At 68.7% G+C, this 14,639-nt stretch carries 13 protein-coding genes and 2 tRNA genes; 6 read left to right on the forward strand and 9 right to left on the reverse strand.

The genetic code is table 11. From position 1 onward, the window contains the following. On the reverse strand, nucleotides 1-1,053 hold the full coding sequence (locus tag IU449_RS09410; RefSeq protein WP_416382118.1) for a thiamine-phosphate kinase: 1,053 nt from the start codon (nucleotides 1,051-1,053) through the stop codon (nucleotides 1-3). A 144-nt stretch (nucleotides 1,054-1,197) separates the two neighbouring features. On the opposite strand from IU449_RS09410, the gene IU449_RS09415 reads away from it, so the two are divergent. After that, complete coding sequence (locus IU449_RS09415; RefSeq protein WP_195001462.1) at nucleotides 1,198-1,863, forward strand: DUF3515 domain-containing protein; 666 nt, start codon at nucleotides 1,198-1,200, stop codon at nucleotides 1,861-1,863. Nucleotides 1,864-1,897: 34 nt separating this feature from the next. Here IU449_RS09415 and IU449_RS09420 read toward each other — a convergent pair whose 3' ends face one another. Next, complete coding sequence (locus tag IU449_RS09420) at nucleotides 1,898-2,998, reverse strand: D-alanine--D-alanine ligase family protein (RefSeq protein WP_195001463.1); 1,101 nt, start codon at nucleotides 2,996-2,998, stop codon at nucleotides 1,898-1,900. Between the two features lie 55 nt (nucleotides 2,999-3,053). Further along, nucleotides 3,054-4,064 carry an NAD(P)H-dependent glycerol-3-phosphate dehydrogenase gene (locus IU449_RS09425; protein WP_195001464.1) on the reverse strand — a complete coding sequence of 337 codons (1,011 nt, stop codon included), beginning with the start codon at nucleotides 4,062-4,064 and terminating at the stop codon, nucleotides 3,054-3,056. Nucleotides 4,065-4,095: 31 nt separating this feature from the next. Here IU449_RS09425 and cofC point away from each other — a divergent pair, with 31 nt between their 5' ends. The 3 genes from cofC (at nucleotide 4,096) to IU449_RS09440 (ending at nucleotide 7,990) form a co-directional block, all read left to right on the forward strand. After that, complete coding sequence (gene cofC, locus IU449_RS09430; RefSeq protein WP_195001465.1) at nucleotides 4,096-4,785, forward strand: 2-phospho-L-lactate guanylyltransferase; 690 nt, start codon at nucleotides 4,096-4,098, stop codon at nucleotides 4,783-4,785. 74 nt (nucleotides 4,786-4,859) lie between these two features. Beyond that, a complete protein-coding gene (locus IU449_RS09435; protein WP_195001466.1) occupies nucleotides 4,860-7,034 on the forward strand; it encodes an RNA degradosome polyphosphate kinase in 2,175 nt (724 codons plus the stop codon). Further along, nucleotides 7,031-7,990 (forward strand): NUDIX hydrolase, encoded by a 960-nt coding sequence (locus IU449_RS09440; protein ID WP_324188148.1) that lies wholly within the window; start codon nucleotides 7,031-7,033, stop codon nucleotides 7,988-7,990. Before IU449_RS09435 ends, IU449_RS09440 begins: the two co-directional genes overlap by 4 nt. A 152-nt stretch (nucleotides 7,991-8,142) precedes the next feature. Here IU449_RS09440 and IU449_RS09445 read toward each other — a convergent pair whose 3' ends face one another. The 3 genes from IU449_RS09445 to leuC all read right to left on the reverse strand — a co-directional run bounded on the left by IU449_RS09445 (nucleotide 8,143) and on the right by leuC (nucleotide 11,048). Then, nucleotides 8,143-8,817, reverse strand: a complete 675-nt coding sequence (locus IU449_RS09445) for an HU family DNA-binding protein (RefSeq protein WP_195001467.1) — start codon at nucleotides 8,815-8,817, stop codon at nucleotides 8,143-8,145. A gap of 158 nt (nucleotides 8,818-8,975) precedes the next feature. Next, a complete protein-coding gene (gene leuD / locus IU449_RS09450) occupies nucleotides 8,976-9,584 on the reverse strand; it encodes a 3-isopropylmalate dehydratase small subunit (RefSeq protein WP_195001468.1) in 609 nt (202 codons plus the stop codon). A gap of 39 nt (nucleotides 9,585-9,623) precedes the next feature. After that, nucleotides 9,624-11,048 (reverse strand): 3-isopropylmalate dehydratase large subunit, encoded by a 1,425-nt coding sequence (gene leuC, locus IU449_RS09455; protein ID WP_195001469.1) that lies wholly within the window; start codon nucleotides 11,046-11,048, stop codon nucleotides 9,624-9,626. Between the two features lie 264 nt (nucleotides 11,049-11,312). Here leuC and IU449_RS09460 point away from each other — a divergent pair, with 264 nt between their 5' ends. Both IU449_RS09460 and IU449_RS09465 read left to right on the forward strand, forming a co-directional pair. Next, complete coding sequence (locus IU449_RS09460; protein ID WP_195001470.1) at nucleotides 11,313-12,014, forward strand: IclR family transcriptional regulator; 702 nt, start codon at nucleotides 11,313-11,315, stop codon at nucleotides 12,012-12,014. A gap of 30 nt (nucleotides 12,015-12,044) precedes the next feature. Beyond that, the gene (locus IU449_RS09465; RefSeq protein WP_195001471.1) at nucleotides 12,045-12,581 is read left to right on the forward strand and encodes a pyridoxamine 5'-phosphate oxidase family protein; all 537 of its coding nucleotides are present in this window, start codon (nucleotides 12,045-12,047) and stop codon (nucleotides 12,579-12,581) included. A gap of 66 nt (nucleotides 12,582-12,647) precedes the next feature. On the opposite strand, the gene IU449_RS09470 is transcribed toward IU449_RS09465, so the two are convergent. The 3 genes from IU449_RS09470 to gltX all read right to left on the reverse strand — a co-directional run bounded on the left by IU449_RS09470 (nucleotide 12,648) and on the right by gltX (nucleotide 14,630). After that, nucleotides 12,648-12,720: transfer RNA gene (locus IU449_RS09470), tRNA-Glu, on the reverse strand. A 154-nt stretch (nucleotides 12,721-12,874) separates the two neighbouring features. Continuing rightward, nucleotides 12,875-12,946 (reverse strand) — tRNA-Gln (locus IU449_RS09475). Nucleotides 12,947-13,145: 199 nt separating this feature from the next. Then, nucleotides 13,146-14,630, reverse strand: a complete 1,485-nt coding sequence (gene gltX / locus IU449_RS09480; protein ID WP_195001472.1) for a glutamate--tRNA ligase — start codon at nucleotides 14,628-14,630, stop codon at nucleotides 13,146-13,148. Nucleotides 14,631-14,639 lie beyond the last annotated feature (9 nt).

Genomic DNA, 14,639 nt, shown 5'->3' on the forward strand with positions numbered 1-14,639 from the left:
CTATCGCGCTTCGTCACCCGGCGCAGCCTCCGCCCCACGGAACGATTCCCAGCCCCCAGCGCCCTGCGGCGTCACGCCGTCCACCGTGACGCCCGTGCCCGCGCCGACCACACCGATCACCCGCCAGCCCGCGGGCAGTTCGACCCCGGCCGACCAGGCGCCCGCGAAGGCGTGGTCCTCTCCGCCGACCAGAACCCACTGCGCCGCATCGGCATTCAGTTCCGCGGCGAGGGATTCCAGCTCCGGTGCCCGCAGTGCGTCCCAATGCACATCGATGGCCACTCCGGAGGCCGTGGCGAGATGCCCGAGATCGGCGAGCAGTCCGTCGGAGACATCGGTCAGCGCGTTCGGCCGCGGGCCCGTACCGATCGGGACGCAGTCGTAGGGCGGCTGTGGAGCACGGTGCGCGGCGAGCACGTCCGCCAACAGCCGCGCGCGAGCCGACACCTCGTCGCCGGGCGCACCGGAGGAAACGCGGTGCTCGGTGGACGAGCCGGGCTCGGCGTCCTCGCCCCGGGCGAATGCGCCCCTCTCGAACACCGCCAACCCGGCCGCCGACCACCCGAGCGCACCCGCGACCGCGACGACGTCGCCCGGCCGTGCCCCCGAGCGGCTGATCGCGGGCTGTCCGCGCAGGTCCCCGAACGCGGTCACCGAGATCACCAGTTGCGGGCTGCGCACCAGGTCACCCCCCGCGATCGAGGCCCCTGCCCGGCCGGCCTCGGCCCACATCCCGTCGGAGAGCTCGTCGATCACCTCGACCGGGGTGTCGGCGGGGCAGCCGAGCGCCACCACGAACGCCGAGGGCGCCGCCCCCATCGCGTAGACATCGGCGGCGTTCTGGGCGATGGCCTTGCGTCCGATATCGCGCGGGCGGGACCAATCCAGCCGAAAGTGCCTGCCCTCCACCAGCATGTCGGTGGAGACGACGAAGCGCCCGTCCGGCGCGGCCACCACCGCGGCGTCGTCGCCGGGTCCCAGCAGGACACCGGCGGTGTGCACACGCCCGGCGTTGATGCGCTCGATGAGCGCGAACTCCCCCAATTCGCGCACCGTCCGCGGCGTCGCGCTCTCGCTGATGGCCGTGGCCCCTTTCCCGAGGTCGTGCGGGCAGAAGTCGGCACGACGGTACCCTGTTCTGAACGCTCGGCACCACCGAGCGGCTCCGATGCCGACGAGATCGAAAAGGACCAGGGCATGGCGGCGGATGCGCCGGACGAGGACATCTCCCACGAAACCGCTTCCCGCGAGGACCACTCGCGCGAGGACGCGGCCCGCTCCGACGGGAACGGCGCTTCCGACAGCGGGACCGTCGAGGACGTCGCCGAGTCCCGGTACTCCCCCGCGTTGATCGCGACCGCCGTCGCACTGCCCGTCGTGCTCGTGGTCGGTCTGCTCGTCGCCGCGCTGATCGCGGGCAATACGTCGGTCGAGCGCGAGCCGCTGGCGCTGGGCGCGGTCCCCGCACCCGCTGCCGACGGCCCGGCCTGCGCGGCGCTGCTGCCCACCCTGCCCGAGGAACTCGGCGATTACACCGCGGCCACTCTGGTCGAACCGGTCCCGCCCGGCACCAAGGCCTGGCAGCCCGAGGGCGAAGGCGAACCGATCGTGTTGCGCTGCGGCCTGGAGCGCCCGCTCGAATTCCACCGCGCCTCACCGCTGCAGATCGTCAACGATGTGCGCTGGTTCGAGATCCGCGACGATGCCGCCGCGGCCAGCACCTGGTTCGCCGTCGATCGCGAGACCTACATCGCGCTGACCATCCCGGAAGGCTCCGGCCCGACGCCGTTGCAGGCGGTCTCCGATGCCATCGCCGCCGGTATGGCCCCGCGCGAGATCGATCCGGGCCCGCTTCCCAACTGAGCGACGGGTCGCGTCCCGATGCGTGCCCGGCCTGTCAGCGCAGTCCGGTCCCGCGCGCCACGGCGGTGTCGATCAGAGTGGACACCAGCGTGGCATAGTCCACGCCCGCCGCTTCCCACATCCGTGGGTACATCGAGATCGAGGTGAATCCGGGCATGGTGTTGATCTCGTTGATCACCGGTCCGTCCTCGGTGACGAAGAAGTCGACCCGAGCCAGCCCCTGGCAGTCCAGCGCGCGGAACGCCCGCACCGCCATCTGCCGCACCGTGTCGGTGATCTCGTCGTCGAGCTTGGCGGGCACATCGAATTCGCAGACGTCGTCGAGGTACTTGGTGTCGAAGTCGTAGAACTGCGGCCCGTCTCCCTCAGGCATCTTGATCTCGGCGACGACACTCGCGTCCACCCGCCCGTCCGGGAATTCCAGCACGCCGCACTCGACCTCGCGCCCGACGATGCCCGCTTCCACGATCACCTTCGGATCGTGCTGCCTGGCCTTGCCGATCGCCGCGTCCAGACCGCTCCACTCGTCGACCTTGGTGATGCCGATGGACGAGCCGGCCCGCGCGGGTTTGACGAACACCGGCAATCCGAGTTCGGCACGCTGTTCGTCGGTGAGGGTCGCGGTCCCCGGCCGCAGCACCACCTGCCTGCCGATCGGCAGCCCCTCCGCGGCGAGCAGCTTCTTGGTGAACTCCTTGTCCATGCCCGCCGCGCTGGCCAGCACGCCGGGTCCGACATAGGGCACGCCCGCCAGTTCCAACATGCCCTGGAGCGTGCCGTCCTCGCCGAACGGTCCGTGCAGGACCGGGAAGACCACGTCGACCGAACCGAGCACCGCGCCGGGATCGTCGAGCGCGACCAGCGCGCCCGCCCTGGTCGGGTCGGGGGTCAGGGTGAGCGCGGTGCCGGTCGCGTCCACCGACGGCAACGCCTCGTGGCTCAGGCCGATCGAGGCGGCGTCCGAGTTCGCCTGGTTCGCCAGCACCCAGCCGCCGTCGACGGTGATGCCGATCGGGACGGGCTCGTACCTGTCGCGATCCAGATGCCGCAGCACGCTGGCCGCGGACACACACGACACCGCGTGCTCGTTGCTGCGCCCGCCGAACACCACCGCCACCCTGATCCGGTTCGTCATGCCAGGAACCGTACCGGGCGCGCCGGTGTCCGCCGCACCCGCACTTCTGGGGTCACTACTCCGGCTTGATGCGTCTGCCGAGCAGGCTGCCGACCGCGTCGCGCACCGAAACTCCCTCGTGGCACACGCGGTGCACGGCATCGGTCAGCGGCATCTCCACCCCGTGCGCGGCGGCCAGCGCCCGCACCGATGTGCACGACTTCACACCCTCGGCGACCTGGCCATGGGTGGCCTGTTGCGCGGCTTCCATCGAACCGCCCGCACCGAGCACATGACCGAAGGACCGGTTGCGCGACAGCGGCGAGGTGCAGGTCGCGACGAGGTCGCCGACGCCCGCCAACCCGGCCAGCGTCACCGGTTCGGCGCCCAGGGTGACCGCGAGGCGGATGATCTCGGCCAGCCCGCGGGTGATGATGCTGGCGATCGAGTTGTCGCCCAGTCCCATGCCCGCCGCGATGCCGGTGGCCAGCGCGATGACGTTCTTACAGGCGCCGCCGATCTCGCAGCCCACCACATCGGTATTGGTGTAAGGCCGGAAATAGCCGGTGTAGCAGGCGCGTTGCACCGCCTCCGCCCGCGCCGAATCGACGCAGGCGACCACGGTCGCCGCCGGCTGGCCCGCGGCGATCTCCTTGGCCAGATTCGGTCCGGACAGCACCGCGATGCGTTCGCGCTCCGCGCCGGTCACCTCTTCGATGACCTCGCTCATCCGCAACAGCGTGCCGGTCTCGATGCCCTTGGCCAGACTCAGCAAGGTGGCGTCGTGGTCGTCGATCGCGGCGCGCAGCGCGGGTCGCCATGCCGTCAGGTTCGCGCGCAGCGATTGCGAGGGCACCGCGAGCACCACCAGTTCCGCGCCGCGCAGCGCGAGTTCGGGGTCGTGGGTGGCGGCGATCCCGGGTAGCCGCACGTCGGGCAGGTAGGCGGGGTTGCGATGCTCGGTCGCGATCGCCTCGGCGATCTCCGGGCGCCTGGCCCAGATGGTCACTTCCGTTCCCGCGTCGGCCAACACCTTCGCGAACGCGGTGCCCCATGATCCCGCACCAAGTACTGCCGCCCTCGTCATCAACCCAATATGCCATGCAAGGATTGGGCCCATGCGTCCGCACGCCGTGCACGCCCTGATCGCGGTCAAGCGCCTCGATCAGGCCAAGAGCCGCCTCGCCGACCGGTTGCCCGCACCACACCGGGCCCGCCTCGTCCTCGCCATGCTCGCCGACACCGTCACCGCCGCCACGGCGGTCCCGCAGATCCGCACGGTCACCGTGGTCACCCCGGACGCGACGGTGACCGACCTGATCGGCGCGCTCGGCGCCCACGCTCATCCCGAACCCGCGGCCGACGGCCTCGACACCACCGACGGCCTCAACACCGCACTGATCCACGCCGCCGCGAGCCTGCGCGCCGAGCACCACGGCGCCGACCTGCTGGTCCTGCAGGCCGATCTCCCCGCGTTGCGCCCGGCCGAGCTCGCCGACATGCTCGACACCGCCCCGCCGCACGGACGCGCCGTGGTCGCCGACCACACCGGCTCGGGCACCGCCGCCCTGCTGGTGCGCGGCGGCGGCGAGCTCGCACCCGCGTTCGGCGTGGACTCCGCGCGACGCCACGTCGCGGGGGGCGCGGTGGAACTGGGGGGCGATTGGCCCGGCCTGCGGCTGGACGTCGACACGGTCGCCGATCTCGAGCTGGTGACCGAGCTGGGTGCGGGTTCGTCCACGCGCGCTGTTCTGCACGACATCGGCTGGTCCTGCCGCGTTCACGAACCGGCCCGCCGAGTGTGCTAGCGGGTCGCCGTCCCCCAGGTCGCGACGCTGTGTTCGTTGCGACGTCGACGTGCGCGCCGGGCCGCCGGTAAGGGATGATCGGTGATGTGAGCCCTACGGAAATCGTCAAGCAGCAGCAGCTGCCAACGCCGCCCCCGGCCGCGACGCCTCCCCGACCAGACCAGGCGACACAGCGTTTGCCGCAGGATCGCTACCTCAATCGGGAATTGAGCTGGCTCGACTTCAACGCACGGGTTCTCGCCCTGGCCGAGGACGCCTCGCTGCCCCTGCTGGAGCGGGCGAAGTTCCTGGCGATCTTCTCCTCGAACCTCGACGAGTTCTTCATGGTGCGCGTCGCCGGTCTCAAACGACGCGCCGAGACCGGTCTGTCGGTGCGATCGGCCGACGGACGCTCGCCGAGCGAACAGCTGGCACTGATCGCCGCCCGCACCCAGGAGATCGCCGCCAGGCACGCGCGGGTGTTCATGGATTCGGTGCTGCCCGCGCTCACCGCCGAGGGCATCGACATCATCGGCTGGGACGATCTGGACGCCGAGGAGCGCAAGCGCCAGTCGGCGTACTTCCAGGATCAGGTCTTCCCCGTCCTGACCCCGCTGGCGGTGGATCCGGCGCACCCGTTCCCCTACATCAGCGGCCTGAGCCTGAACCTGGCGGTGACCGTGAAGGACTCGGTCACCGGCGGCGAGCACTTCGCCCGCGTCAAGGTCCCCGACAATGTCGACCGGTTCGTGCGGGTGCGCCGCACGTCCGGCTCCATCGCGGCCTTCCTGCCGATGGAAGCCCTCATCGCCGCGCACCTGGAGCAGCTGTTCCCCGGCATGGAAGTCGTCGAGCACCATTCCTTCCGCATCACCCGCAATGCCGATTTCGAGGTAGACGAGGACCGCGACGAGGATCTGCTGCAGGCCCTCGAACGCGAACTGGCCAGGCGCCGCTTCGGTTCCCCGGTGCGACTCGAGGTCTCCGACGACATGACCGAGCACATGCTCGATCTGCTGCTGCGCGAACTCGACGTCGATCCCGCCGACGTGATCCAGGTGCCCGGTCTGCTCGACCTGTCCTGCCTGTGGCAGGTCTACGGCGTGGACCGGCCGCTGCTCAAGGATGCCCCCTACGTGCCCGCGACTCCGCCGGCGTTCGGGGAGCGCGAGACCCCGCGCAATGTCTTCGCCGCGCTGCGCGAGGGGGACGTGCTCGTGCACCACCCCTACGATTCGTTCTCCACCAGCGTGCAGCGCTTCATCGAACAGGCCGCCGCCGATCCGCAGGTGCTGGCCATCAAGCAGACGCTGTACCGCACCTCGGGTGACTCCCCCATCGTCAACGCGCTCATCGACGCCGCCGAGGCGGGCAAGCAGGTCGTGGCGCTGGTGGAGATCAAGGCCCGCTTCGACGAGCAGGCCAATATCAAGTGGGCCCGCAAGCTCGAACAGGCGGGCGTGCACGTGGTCTACGGGCTCATCGGCCTCAAGACGCACTGCAAGACCTGCCTGGTGGTGCGACGCGAGGGCTCCACGATCCGGCGCTACTGCCATATCGGCACCGGCAACTACAACCCGAAGACCGCGCGACTGTACGAGGACGTCGGATTGCTCACTGCCGCACCGGAAATCGGCGCGGATCTCACCGATCTGTTCAACTCGCTGACCGGATATTCGCGAAAGTCGGACTACCGCAATCTGCTGGTTGCCCCGCAAGGGGTTCGCGCAGGCATCATCGAGCGAATCCAGCGCGAGATCGAACTGGCCCAGCAGGGCGTGGCAGCGCGAATCCGGTTGAAGGCCAACGCGATTGTCGATGAGCAGGTCATCGACGCGCTGTACCGCGCCTCGCAGGCGGGTGTGCCGGTGCAGATCGTCGTGCGCGGCATCTGCGGCCTCAAGCCGGGTGTGCCGGGCATGAGCGAGAACATCGAAGTGCGATCGATCCTCGGCCGGTTCCTCGAGCACTCGCGGTTGCTGCATTTCCAGGCGCAGGACGAGTTCTGGATCGGCAGCGCCGACATGATGCACCGCAATCTCGACCGGCGCGTGGAGGTCATGGCGAAGGTGAACGATCCCAAGCTGAAAGAGCAATTGGCACGAGTGCTCGATTCCGCCCTCTACCCGACCACCCGATGCTGGGTGCTGCAGCCGGACGGCAGCTGGGCCGCTTCCCCCGGCCACGACTCCACCGAGGACGGGCAGGGCGAGCAGGTTCGCGATCACCAGCAGTACATGATGCGACTACGGAGGCCGGAGCAGCCGTGATCGAACACGCTGGCTACACCGACGAGGGCCCGATCACCGATCCCCGGGTCACCGCCAATATCCACGCGGCAGGCGCGGTGCTGTGGCGTCCCGGCACCAAGGGCGGGATCGAGATCGCCGTCGTGCACCGGCCGAAGTACGGCGACTGGTCGCTGCCCAAGGGCAAACTCGACCCCGGCGAGACGCCGATGCTCGCCGCGGTGCGTGAGGTCCACGAGGAGACCGGTCTTTCCTGCCGGCTCGGCAGATACCTCGGGTCGGTCACCTATCCCATTCCCGGCCACCGCCGGCTCAAGCGCGTCGATTACTGGGCGGCCTCGGCGGCCGGCGGCGAATTCCACGCCGATTCCGAAGTCGACGAACTGCGCTGGTATCCGCTCGATCGGGTGATGGACGCGTTGTCGTATCCGATGGACCGTCAGGTGGTGCGCACCTTCGCCCGACTGCCCGCCGACACCGCCACCATGATTCTGGTGCGCCACGCGAAAGCCGGTAACCGCGACCGTTTCGACGGACCGGACGATCAGCGCCCGCTCGAACAGGCCGGCCAGGAACAGGCGCGGGCACTGGTGCCCAACCTGCTCACCTTCGGCCCTGCCGCGGTGCACTCGGCGCCGCCGGTGCGCTGCGTGGACACGGTGCGGCCGCTGGCGGACAAACTGGGCGTCGAGGTCCTCCTGGAGCCGACGTTGTCGGAATCCGCCTACGACGCCGACCCCGAGGCGGCCAGGAGGCGGGCCACCGAACTGATCTCGCCCGATGAGGTGCGGGTGGTGTGCAGTCAGGGCGGAGTGATTCCCGATCTGCTGGACTGGTGGGCGAATCGCGACGGATCGAAACTGCCGCCGGCACGCAATCGCAAAGGCAGCGCGTGGGTGCTCTCGTTCGCCGGCGGGCGACTGGTCGCCGCGGATCATCTCGACCGCAAGCTGTCGGCCTCCGTAGTGAAATCGTGACCTGCTCAGCGAAATACCTCGGCCGATAGCGCCCGCACACGCCGAATCGGCCCCGGGACGGTGTTCCCGGGGCCGTTATCGGTCCAGCGGCGGTGTATGCGCGTGTGCCGCGCCTGCGGCGGGGTACGCGGCGTTCGGCGCGTTGTGCGGCGTCAGCGGCGGGTGGTCGTCCGCTTGGCCGCGGTCTTCTTCGCGGGGGCCTTCTTTGCCGCCGTGGTCTTCTTTGCGGCGGTGGCCTTGGCCGGGGTCGCCTTGGCCGTCGTGGTCTTCTTGGCGGCGGTCGTCTTCTTGGCGGCGGTGGTGCTCTTGGCGGCCGTCGCCCTGGTGGTGGTCTTCTTCGCGGGCGCCTTCTTGGCCGCGGTCTTGGTCGCGGTCGTCTTGCGCGCGGTGGTCTTCGCGGGCGCCTTGGTGGCGGCCTTCTTGGCCGGTGCCTTGGTGGCGGCCTTCTTGGCCGCCGCCTTGGCCGTGGTCTTCTTGGCCGCGGTCTTCTTGGCCGCCACAGGCGCATTCACGCCGCGCTTGACCGCGGGGCCGGTCGCGGCCAGCTTCTGCTTACCCGCGATGACGGCTTTGAACTGGGCGCCAGGCCGGAACGCCGGCACCGAAGTGGCTTTCACCTTGACGGTTTCGCCGGTGCGCGGGTTCCTGGCGACCCGGGGAGCCCGCTTGCGCTGTTCGAAGACACCGAATCCGGTGATGGTGACGCTCTGGCCCTTGTGCACTGCACGCACGATGGTGTCGACAACGTGCTCGACTGCCGCGGTAGCCGTGCGCCTGTCCGTACCCAACTTTTCGGTCAGAACGTCGATCAGTTCCGCCTTGTTCATTGAATCCTCCGCAGACTAATGGCCCGTCGTCGGACCGACTAGGTACCACGGTAAACCCACATTGAGCAAGAGTCTATGTGCCACGCCAAAATTCATGGTGGTTTAGCACACGTCCAGCTACCGCTTCTGATGAGGCCCAGCTATCACCGCGCCGGTGATTACGTCTGCGAAATAGGCGCCGGAAGCGTGGTGGGCTTCCATGCCGGCCTTGCCTTTTCGAACTCGGCGATCACGTCACTACGGCGCAGCGTAAGGCCGATGTCGTCCAAACCCTCGAGCAGACGCCACCGCGTGTAGTCATCAATATCGAACGGCAACACGACGGTTCCGGCGGTGACCGTGCGCGCGTGCAGGTCCACCGTCAATTCGAGACCGGGCTGTTCCTCGATCATCTTCCAGAGCATTTCGACATCGTTCTGTGACATCTGCGCGGCCAACAGACCGCCCTTACCCGCATTGCCGCGGAAGATGTCGGCGAAGCGGGAGGCGATGACCACTCGAAAGCCGTAGTCCGACAGCGCCCAAACGGCGTGTTCACGGGAGGATCCGGTGCCGAAATCCGGTCCCGCCACCAGTACGGTGCCTCGGTTGAAGGGTTCGATGTTCAGAATGAAGTCCGGGTCGTTGCGCCAGGCGGCGAACAGCCCGTCCTCGAATCCGGTGCGAGTGACCCGCTTCAGGTAGACCGCCGGAATGATCTGGTCGGTGTCGACATTGGACCGGCGCAGCGGCACGCCGATTCCCTTGTGCACGGTGAAGGCTTCCATCGGATTCTCTCCTGGTCGAAAAAGGTGAAGGGTGGGCTTTCAGGCCAGATCGGCGGGTGAGGACAGCGTTCCGCGCACCGCGGTGGCCGCGGCCACCAGCGGGGAAACCAGGTGGGTGCGGCCCCCCTTGCCCTGCCTGCCCTCGAAGTTGCGATTCGAGGTGGAGGCGCAGCGCTGACCCGGCTCCAGCTGATCGGGATTCATGCCCAGGCACATCGAGCAGCCCGCCTGCCGCCATTCCGCGCCCGCGGCGGTGAAGATTTCGCCGAGCCCCTCGGATTCGGCCTGTGCGCGCACCCGCATGGAACCGGGCACCACCAGCATCCGCACGCCGTCGGCGACCCGACGACCCTTCAACACATCGGCCACCGCGCGCAGGTCCTCGATCCGGCCGTTGGTGCACGATCCGACGAAAACGGTGTCGACCGGGACCTCGCGCAGCGGCGTGCCCGGGATCAAATCCATATACCGCAGCGCCTTCTCCGCGGCCTCCCGGGCCGTCTCGTCGGCGATCTCGGCCGGATTCGGCACCGCCGAACTCAGCGGCGCGCCCTGACCGGGGTTGGTGCCCCAGGTGACGAACGGGCTCAGCGTGCTCGCGTCGATGTGCACCTCGGCGTCGAAAACCGCCCCTTCGTCGGTCCTGAGCGCATCCCAGGCGGCCACCGCGGCGTCCCAGTCGGCCCCCTTGGGGGCATGGGGGCGGCCTTTCAAGAATTCGTAGGTGACCTCGTCGGGGGCGATCATGCCCGCCCTGGCGCCCGCCTCGATGGACATGTTGCACATGGTCATCCGGGCTTCCATCGACATCGACCGGACGGCCTCGCCGCGGTACTCGAGCACGTAGCCCTGACCGCCGCCGGTGCCGATCTGGGCGATGACCGCGAGAATCACGTCCTTACTGGTGACTCCGTGCGGCAACTGACCGTCGATGTCGATCGCCATGGTCTTGAACGGGCGCAGCGACAGCGTCTGAGTGGCCAGCACGTGCTCGACCTCGCTGGTGCCGATGCCCATGGCCAGCGCGCCGAACGCGCCGTGCGTGGAGGTGTGGCTGTCGCCGCAGACCACGGTGGTGCCCGGCTGGGTCAGCCCCAGCTGCGGCCCGACCACGTGCACGATGCCCTGCTCGATGTCACCCATCGGGTGCAGGCGGATGCCGAACTCCGCGCAGTTGCGCCGCAGCGTCTCGACCTGGGTACGCGAGATCGGGTCCGCGATCGGCTTGTCGATGTCGACGGTCGGGACGTTGTGGTCCTCGGTGGCGATGGTGAGATCCGGCCGGCGCACCGGTCGGCCCGCGGCGCGCAGACCGTCGAAGGCCTGCGGACTGGTCACCTCGTGCACCAGATGCAGATCGATGTAGATCAGATCGGGCTCGCGCGAGGCGCCTTCACCCTCACCGCGGGCGACGACATGCTCGTCCCAGACCTTCTCGGCCAGGGTACGGGGGCGGTCGGTCATTTCTCGCTCACCTTTCGAAACGAAACAGCAGGTCCGCTGCCTCCGGGCTGCGGAGGGCGGCTGACTGCACGGGCTGGGCTCTCGCGTCCGGCGGACTCGCCCGGGCGGAGCCGCCCGAGGCCGGTGTCCGGCGAGATCGCTTTTCCGAGGGTTCCCACCGATTCGATCTCCGGGCCGGCTTCCGGTCGACCTTCCCGGGGTGGGATTCGCGGTATTCGATTCTCAGTATTCGAATCTCAGTATCCGAGACGCTAGTATCGTTCTATGAGACAGCATAGCGGTATCGGCGTTCTGGACAAAGCGGTGGCGGTGCTCTACGCGGTCGCCGAGCAACCCTGCGGCCTCAACGACCTCTGCGCCCGCACCGGCCTGCCGCGCGCCACCGCGCACCGGCTCGCGGTGGGCCTGGAAACGCACCGCCTGCTCGCCCGTGACAACAACGGCATCTGGCGGCCCGGCCCGGCACTGGCGGAGCTGTCCGCGACCGCCAACGATCCGCTCCAGGAAGCGGCGACCCTCATCCTGCCGCGGCTGCGGGAGATCACCGGCGAGAGCGTCCAACTCTACGTCCGCGACGGCCAGGCCCGCGTCTGCGTGGCCGCCATGGAGCCGCCCTCCGGCTTGCGCGACACCGTCCCCATCGGCGCTCGCCTACCGCTCACCGCGGGTTCGGCGGCCAAGGTCCTGCTCGCCTGGGCCGATGCCGAGGTGCAGCGGGCCGTACTGCCCGACGCCGTGTTCGGCGAGCGCGTGCTGGCGGAGGTGCGCAAGCGCGGGTGGGCGCAGAGCGCCGCCGAACGCGCCTCCGGCGTGGCCAGCGTCTCGGCACCGGTGCGCGATACCGCGGGCCTCGTGGTCGCGGCGGTCTCGGTGTCCGGCCCGATCGACCGGATGGGCAGGCGGCCGGGCGCGCGCTGGGCGGCCGACCTGGTGGCCGCGTCGGACGCGCTCCACAAAAGGCTGTAACACGTTTCATTCTCGCCCTAGAGTGGGCGAATGGGAGTCAATCAACGCGCGCAGATCGTCATGGCCGACGCCGAGGTCGCCGAGTTCCTGGAGAACAGTCGCATCGCCACCCTGGCGACCATCGGCCCCGGCGGCGCCCCGCATCTGATCGCCATGTGGTACGCGCTGATCGGCGGCGAGCGCGAGGCCGACGGGTCGGTCCGCACCCTGCCGGAGCTGTGGTTCGAGACCAAGGCCAAGTCGCAGAAGGTGGTGAACCTGCGCCGCGACTCGCGGATCACCTGCATGGTGGAAGCCGGCCACACCTACGACCAGTTGCGCGGGGTCTCCCTCGAGGGCACCGCCGAGATCGTGGAGGACCCGGACGCCATCTGGCGGGTCGGGGTCAGCGTATGGGAGCGCTACACCGGGCCCTACAGCGAGGAGGTCGCTCCGCTGGTGGCGAACATGCTGCACAAGCGGGTCGCCGTGCGGGTCGTGCCGACCCGCATCCGCAGCTGGGACCATCGCAAGCTCGGCCTGCCCGCCATGCCGCTCGGCGGGAGCACCGCCGCCGGCCTGGAGTGAGACCGCGCCGGAAGAGAGCCGGAACGAGAAAGGCTCCCGCTCGTGACGAGCGGGAGCCTTTCGTTGTAGCCCCGACGGGATTCGAACCCGCGCTACCGCCTTGAGAGGGCGGCGTCCTAGGCCGCTAGACGACGGGGCCAGGGACATGATCTCTCATTTCTGAGGACCACCCGGTGTGGATCTCTGCGATCCGTGGAGTGCTCGGTTAGCTTAGCCGACCGGAGCCCGGCGACCAAATCGCCGGGTGCTGAACTACTTTCGGTCGCGAACCGAGAGACGTGCAACACTTTCCGCTGGGGTACCAGGACTCGAACCTAGAATGGCTGAACCAGAATCAGCTGTGTTGCCAATTACACCATACCCCAATGACCTGGACTTTCTTCCCGGAGTCTGGCTGACTCCGGTCCGTGTTCCGGCCGAGAAAGAGATTACCAAACCCCAGAGGGTAAACTACAAATCGCCTGGTCAGAGGCATGTTTTCGGCGGTTTCGAGCCGATTGCCGGGGTGTGGAGCCCGGACGGCGCCCCACCCCAGCTCCCAGACCCCGGCACCGCCGGCCCTCGCTACTCCCGCGAGGATTCGATAGCCGAGCGCAGCCGAGCGAGAGTGATCTCACGCCCGAGCAGTTCCAGCGACTCGTACAGTGGCGGGCTGATGTGCGAGCCGGTGACAGCCACCCGCACCGGCGTGAATGCCTTGCGGGGTTTGAGGCCCAGATCGTCGATCAGCGCCGTTTTGAGCGCCTCCTCGATCACGGGGGTGGTCCAGGAGGTGAGCGGCTCCAGCGCGGCCGCGGCCGCCTCCAGCACCGGCACCGCGTCGGGGCCGAGATTCTTCGCGGCCGCCGCCTCGTCCACGGCGAATTCCTCGGCCGGCACGAACAGGAATCGCAGCAGATCCCAGGCGTCGCTCAGCACGACGATGCGGGTCTGCACCAATTCCGCCGCCGCCGCGAACACTTTCTCGTCCACCTCGCCGGCTGTGGTCCCGGCGCCGATGTGCCCGTGCCCGGTGAGGAACTCCCGCAGCCGTCCGGCGAAATCGGCCGGATCCAGCATTCGGATGTGCTCGGCATTGATCGCGTCGGCCTTCTTCTGGTCGAAACGGGCCGGATTCGAATTCACTTTCGAGATATCGAACGCGGCCACCATCTCGGCCATGGAGAAGACATCGCGGTCCTCAGCAAGGCCCCAACCGAGCAATGCGAGGTAATTCAGCAAACCTTCAGGAATGAAGCCGCGGTCCCGGTGCACGAAGAGGTTCGACTCGGGGTCGCGCTTGGACAACTTCTTGTTGCCCTGACCCATCACGAAGGGCAGATGACCGAACTCCGGAGTGAAATCGGCCACCCCGATCCGGCGCAGCGCGGCATACAGCGCGAGCTGACGCGGCGTGGAGGAGAGCAGGTCCTCGCCGCGCAATACGTGGGTGATCTTCATCAGTGCGTCGTCGACTGGATTGACCAGCGTGTAGAGCGGAATGCCATTACCGCGGGTGAGCGCGAAGTCCGGGACCGTGCCCGCCTTGAAGGTGGTCTCCCCGCGCACCAGATCGTGCCAGGACAGGTCCTCCTCGGGCATCCGCAGCCGCACTACCGGCGCCCTGCCCTCGGCCTTGTAGGCCGCGATCGCCTCGGGGGTCAGATCGCGATCGAAGTTGTCGTAGCCGAGCTTGGGATCGCGGCCGGCAGCCCGGTGGCGAGCCTCCACTTCCTCTGGCGTGGAGAAGGATTCATAGGCCTCACCGGCCTCCAGCAAACGCCGGACGACATCGAGGTGCAGATCGCGTCGCTGCGACTGCCGGTAGGGCTCATAGGGGCCGCCGACCTCCGGACCCTCGTCCCAGGTGAGCCCGAGCCACCGCAGCGCGTCGAGGATGGCCTCGTAGGACTCCTCGGAATCGCGGGCGGCGTCGGTGTCTTCGATGCGGAAGACGAAGGCGCCGCCGGTGTGTCGGGCGTACGCCCAGTTGAACAGGGCGGTGCGGATCAGGCCGACGTGCGGCGTCCCGGTCGGCGACGGGCAGAAACGGACCCGTACTGGTGTCATTGCTCTCTC

Origin of the sequence: Nocardia higoensis (assembly GCF_015477835.1) — a bacterium.
In the GTDB taxonomy this organism is placed as follows: domain Bacteria; phylum Actinomycetota; class Actinomycetes; order Mycobacteriales; family Mycobacteriaceae; genus Nocardia; species Nocardia higoensis_A.

What these genes read in the sequence shown, in the direction of transcription:
- IU449_RS09415 (WP_195001462.1), top strand. Translation starts at nt 1,198, where the DNA reads ATGGCGGCGGATGCGCCGGACGAGGACATCTCCCACGAAACCGCTTCC.
- IU449_RS09420 (WP_195001463.1), bottom strand. Translation starts at nt 2,998, where the DNA reads ATGACGAACCGGATCAGGGTGGCGGTGGTGTTCGGCGGGCGCAGCAAC.
- IU449_RS09425 (WP_195001464.1), bottom strand. Translation starts at nt 4,064, where the DNA reads ATGACGAGGGCGGCAGTACTTGGTGCGGGATCATGGGGCACCGCGTTC.
- cofC (WP_195001465.1), top strand. Translation starts at nt 4,096, where the DNA reads ATGCGTCCGCACGCCGTGCACGCCCTGATCGCGGTCAAGCGCCTCGAT.
- IU449_RS09435 (WP_195001466.1), top strand. Translation starts at nt 4,860, where the DNA reads ATGATCGGTGATGTGAGCCCTACGGAAATCGTCAAGCAGCAGCAGCTG.
- IU449_RS09445 (WP_195001467.1), bottom strand. Translation starts at nt 8,817, where the DNA reads ATGAACAAGGCGGAACTGATCGACGTTCTGACCGAAAAGTTGGGTACG.
- leuD (WP_195001468.1), bottom strand. Translation starts at nt 9,584, where the DNA reads ATGGAAGCCTTCACCGTGCACAAGGGAATCGGCGTGCCGCTGCGCCGG.
- leuC (WP_195001469.1), bottom strand. Translation starts at nt 11,048, where the DNA reads ATGACCGACCGCCCCCGTACCCTGGCCGAGAAGGTCTGGGACGAGCAT.
- IU449_RS09460 (WP_195001470.1), top strand. Translation starts at nt 11,313, where the DNA reads ATGAGACAGCATAGCGGTATCGGCGTTCTGGACAAAGCGGTGGCGGTG.
- IU449_RS09465 (WP_195001471.1), top strand. Translation starts at nt 12,045, where the DNA reads ATGGGAGTCAATCAACGCGCGCAGATCGTCATGGCCGACGCCGAGGTC.
- gltX (WP_195001472.1), bottom strand. Translation starts at nt 14,630, where the DNA reads ATGACACCAGTACGGGTCCGTTTCTGCCCGTCGCCGACCGGGACGCCG.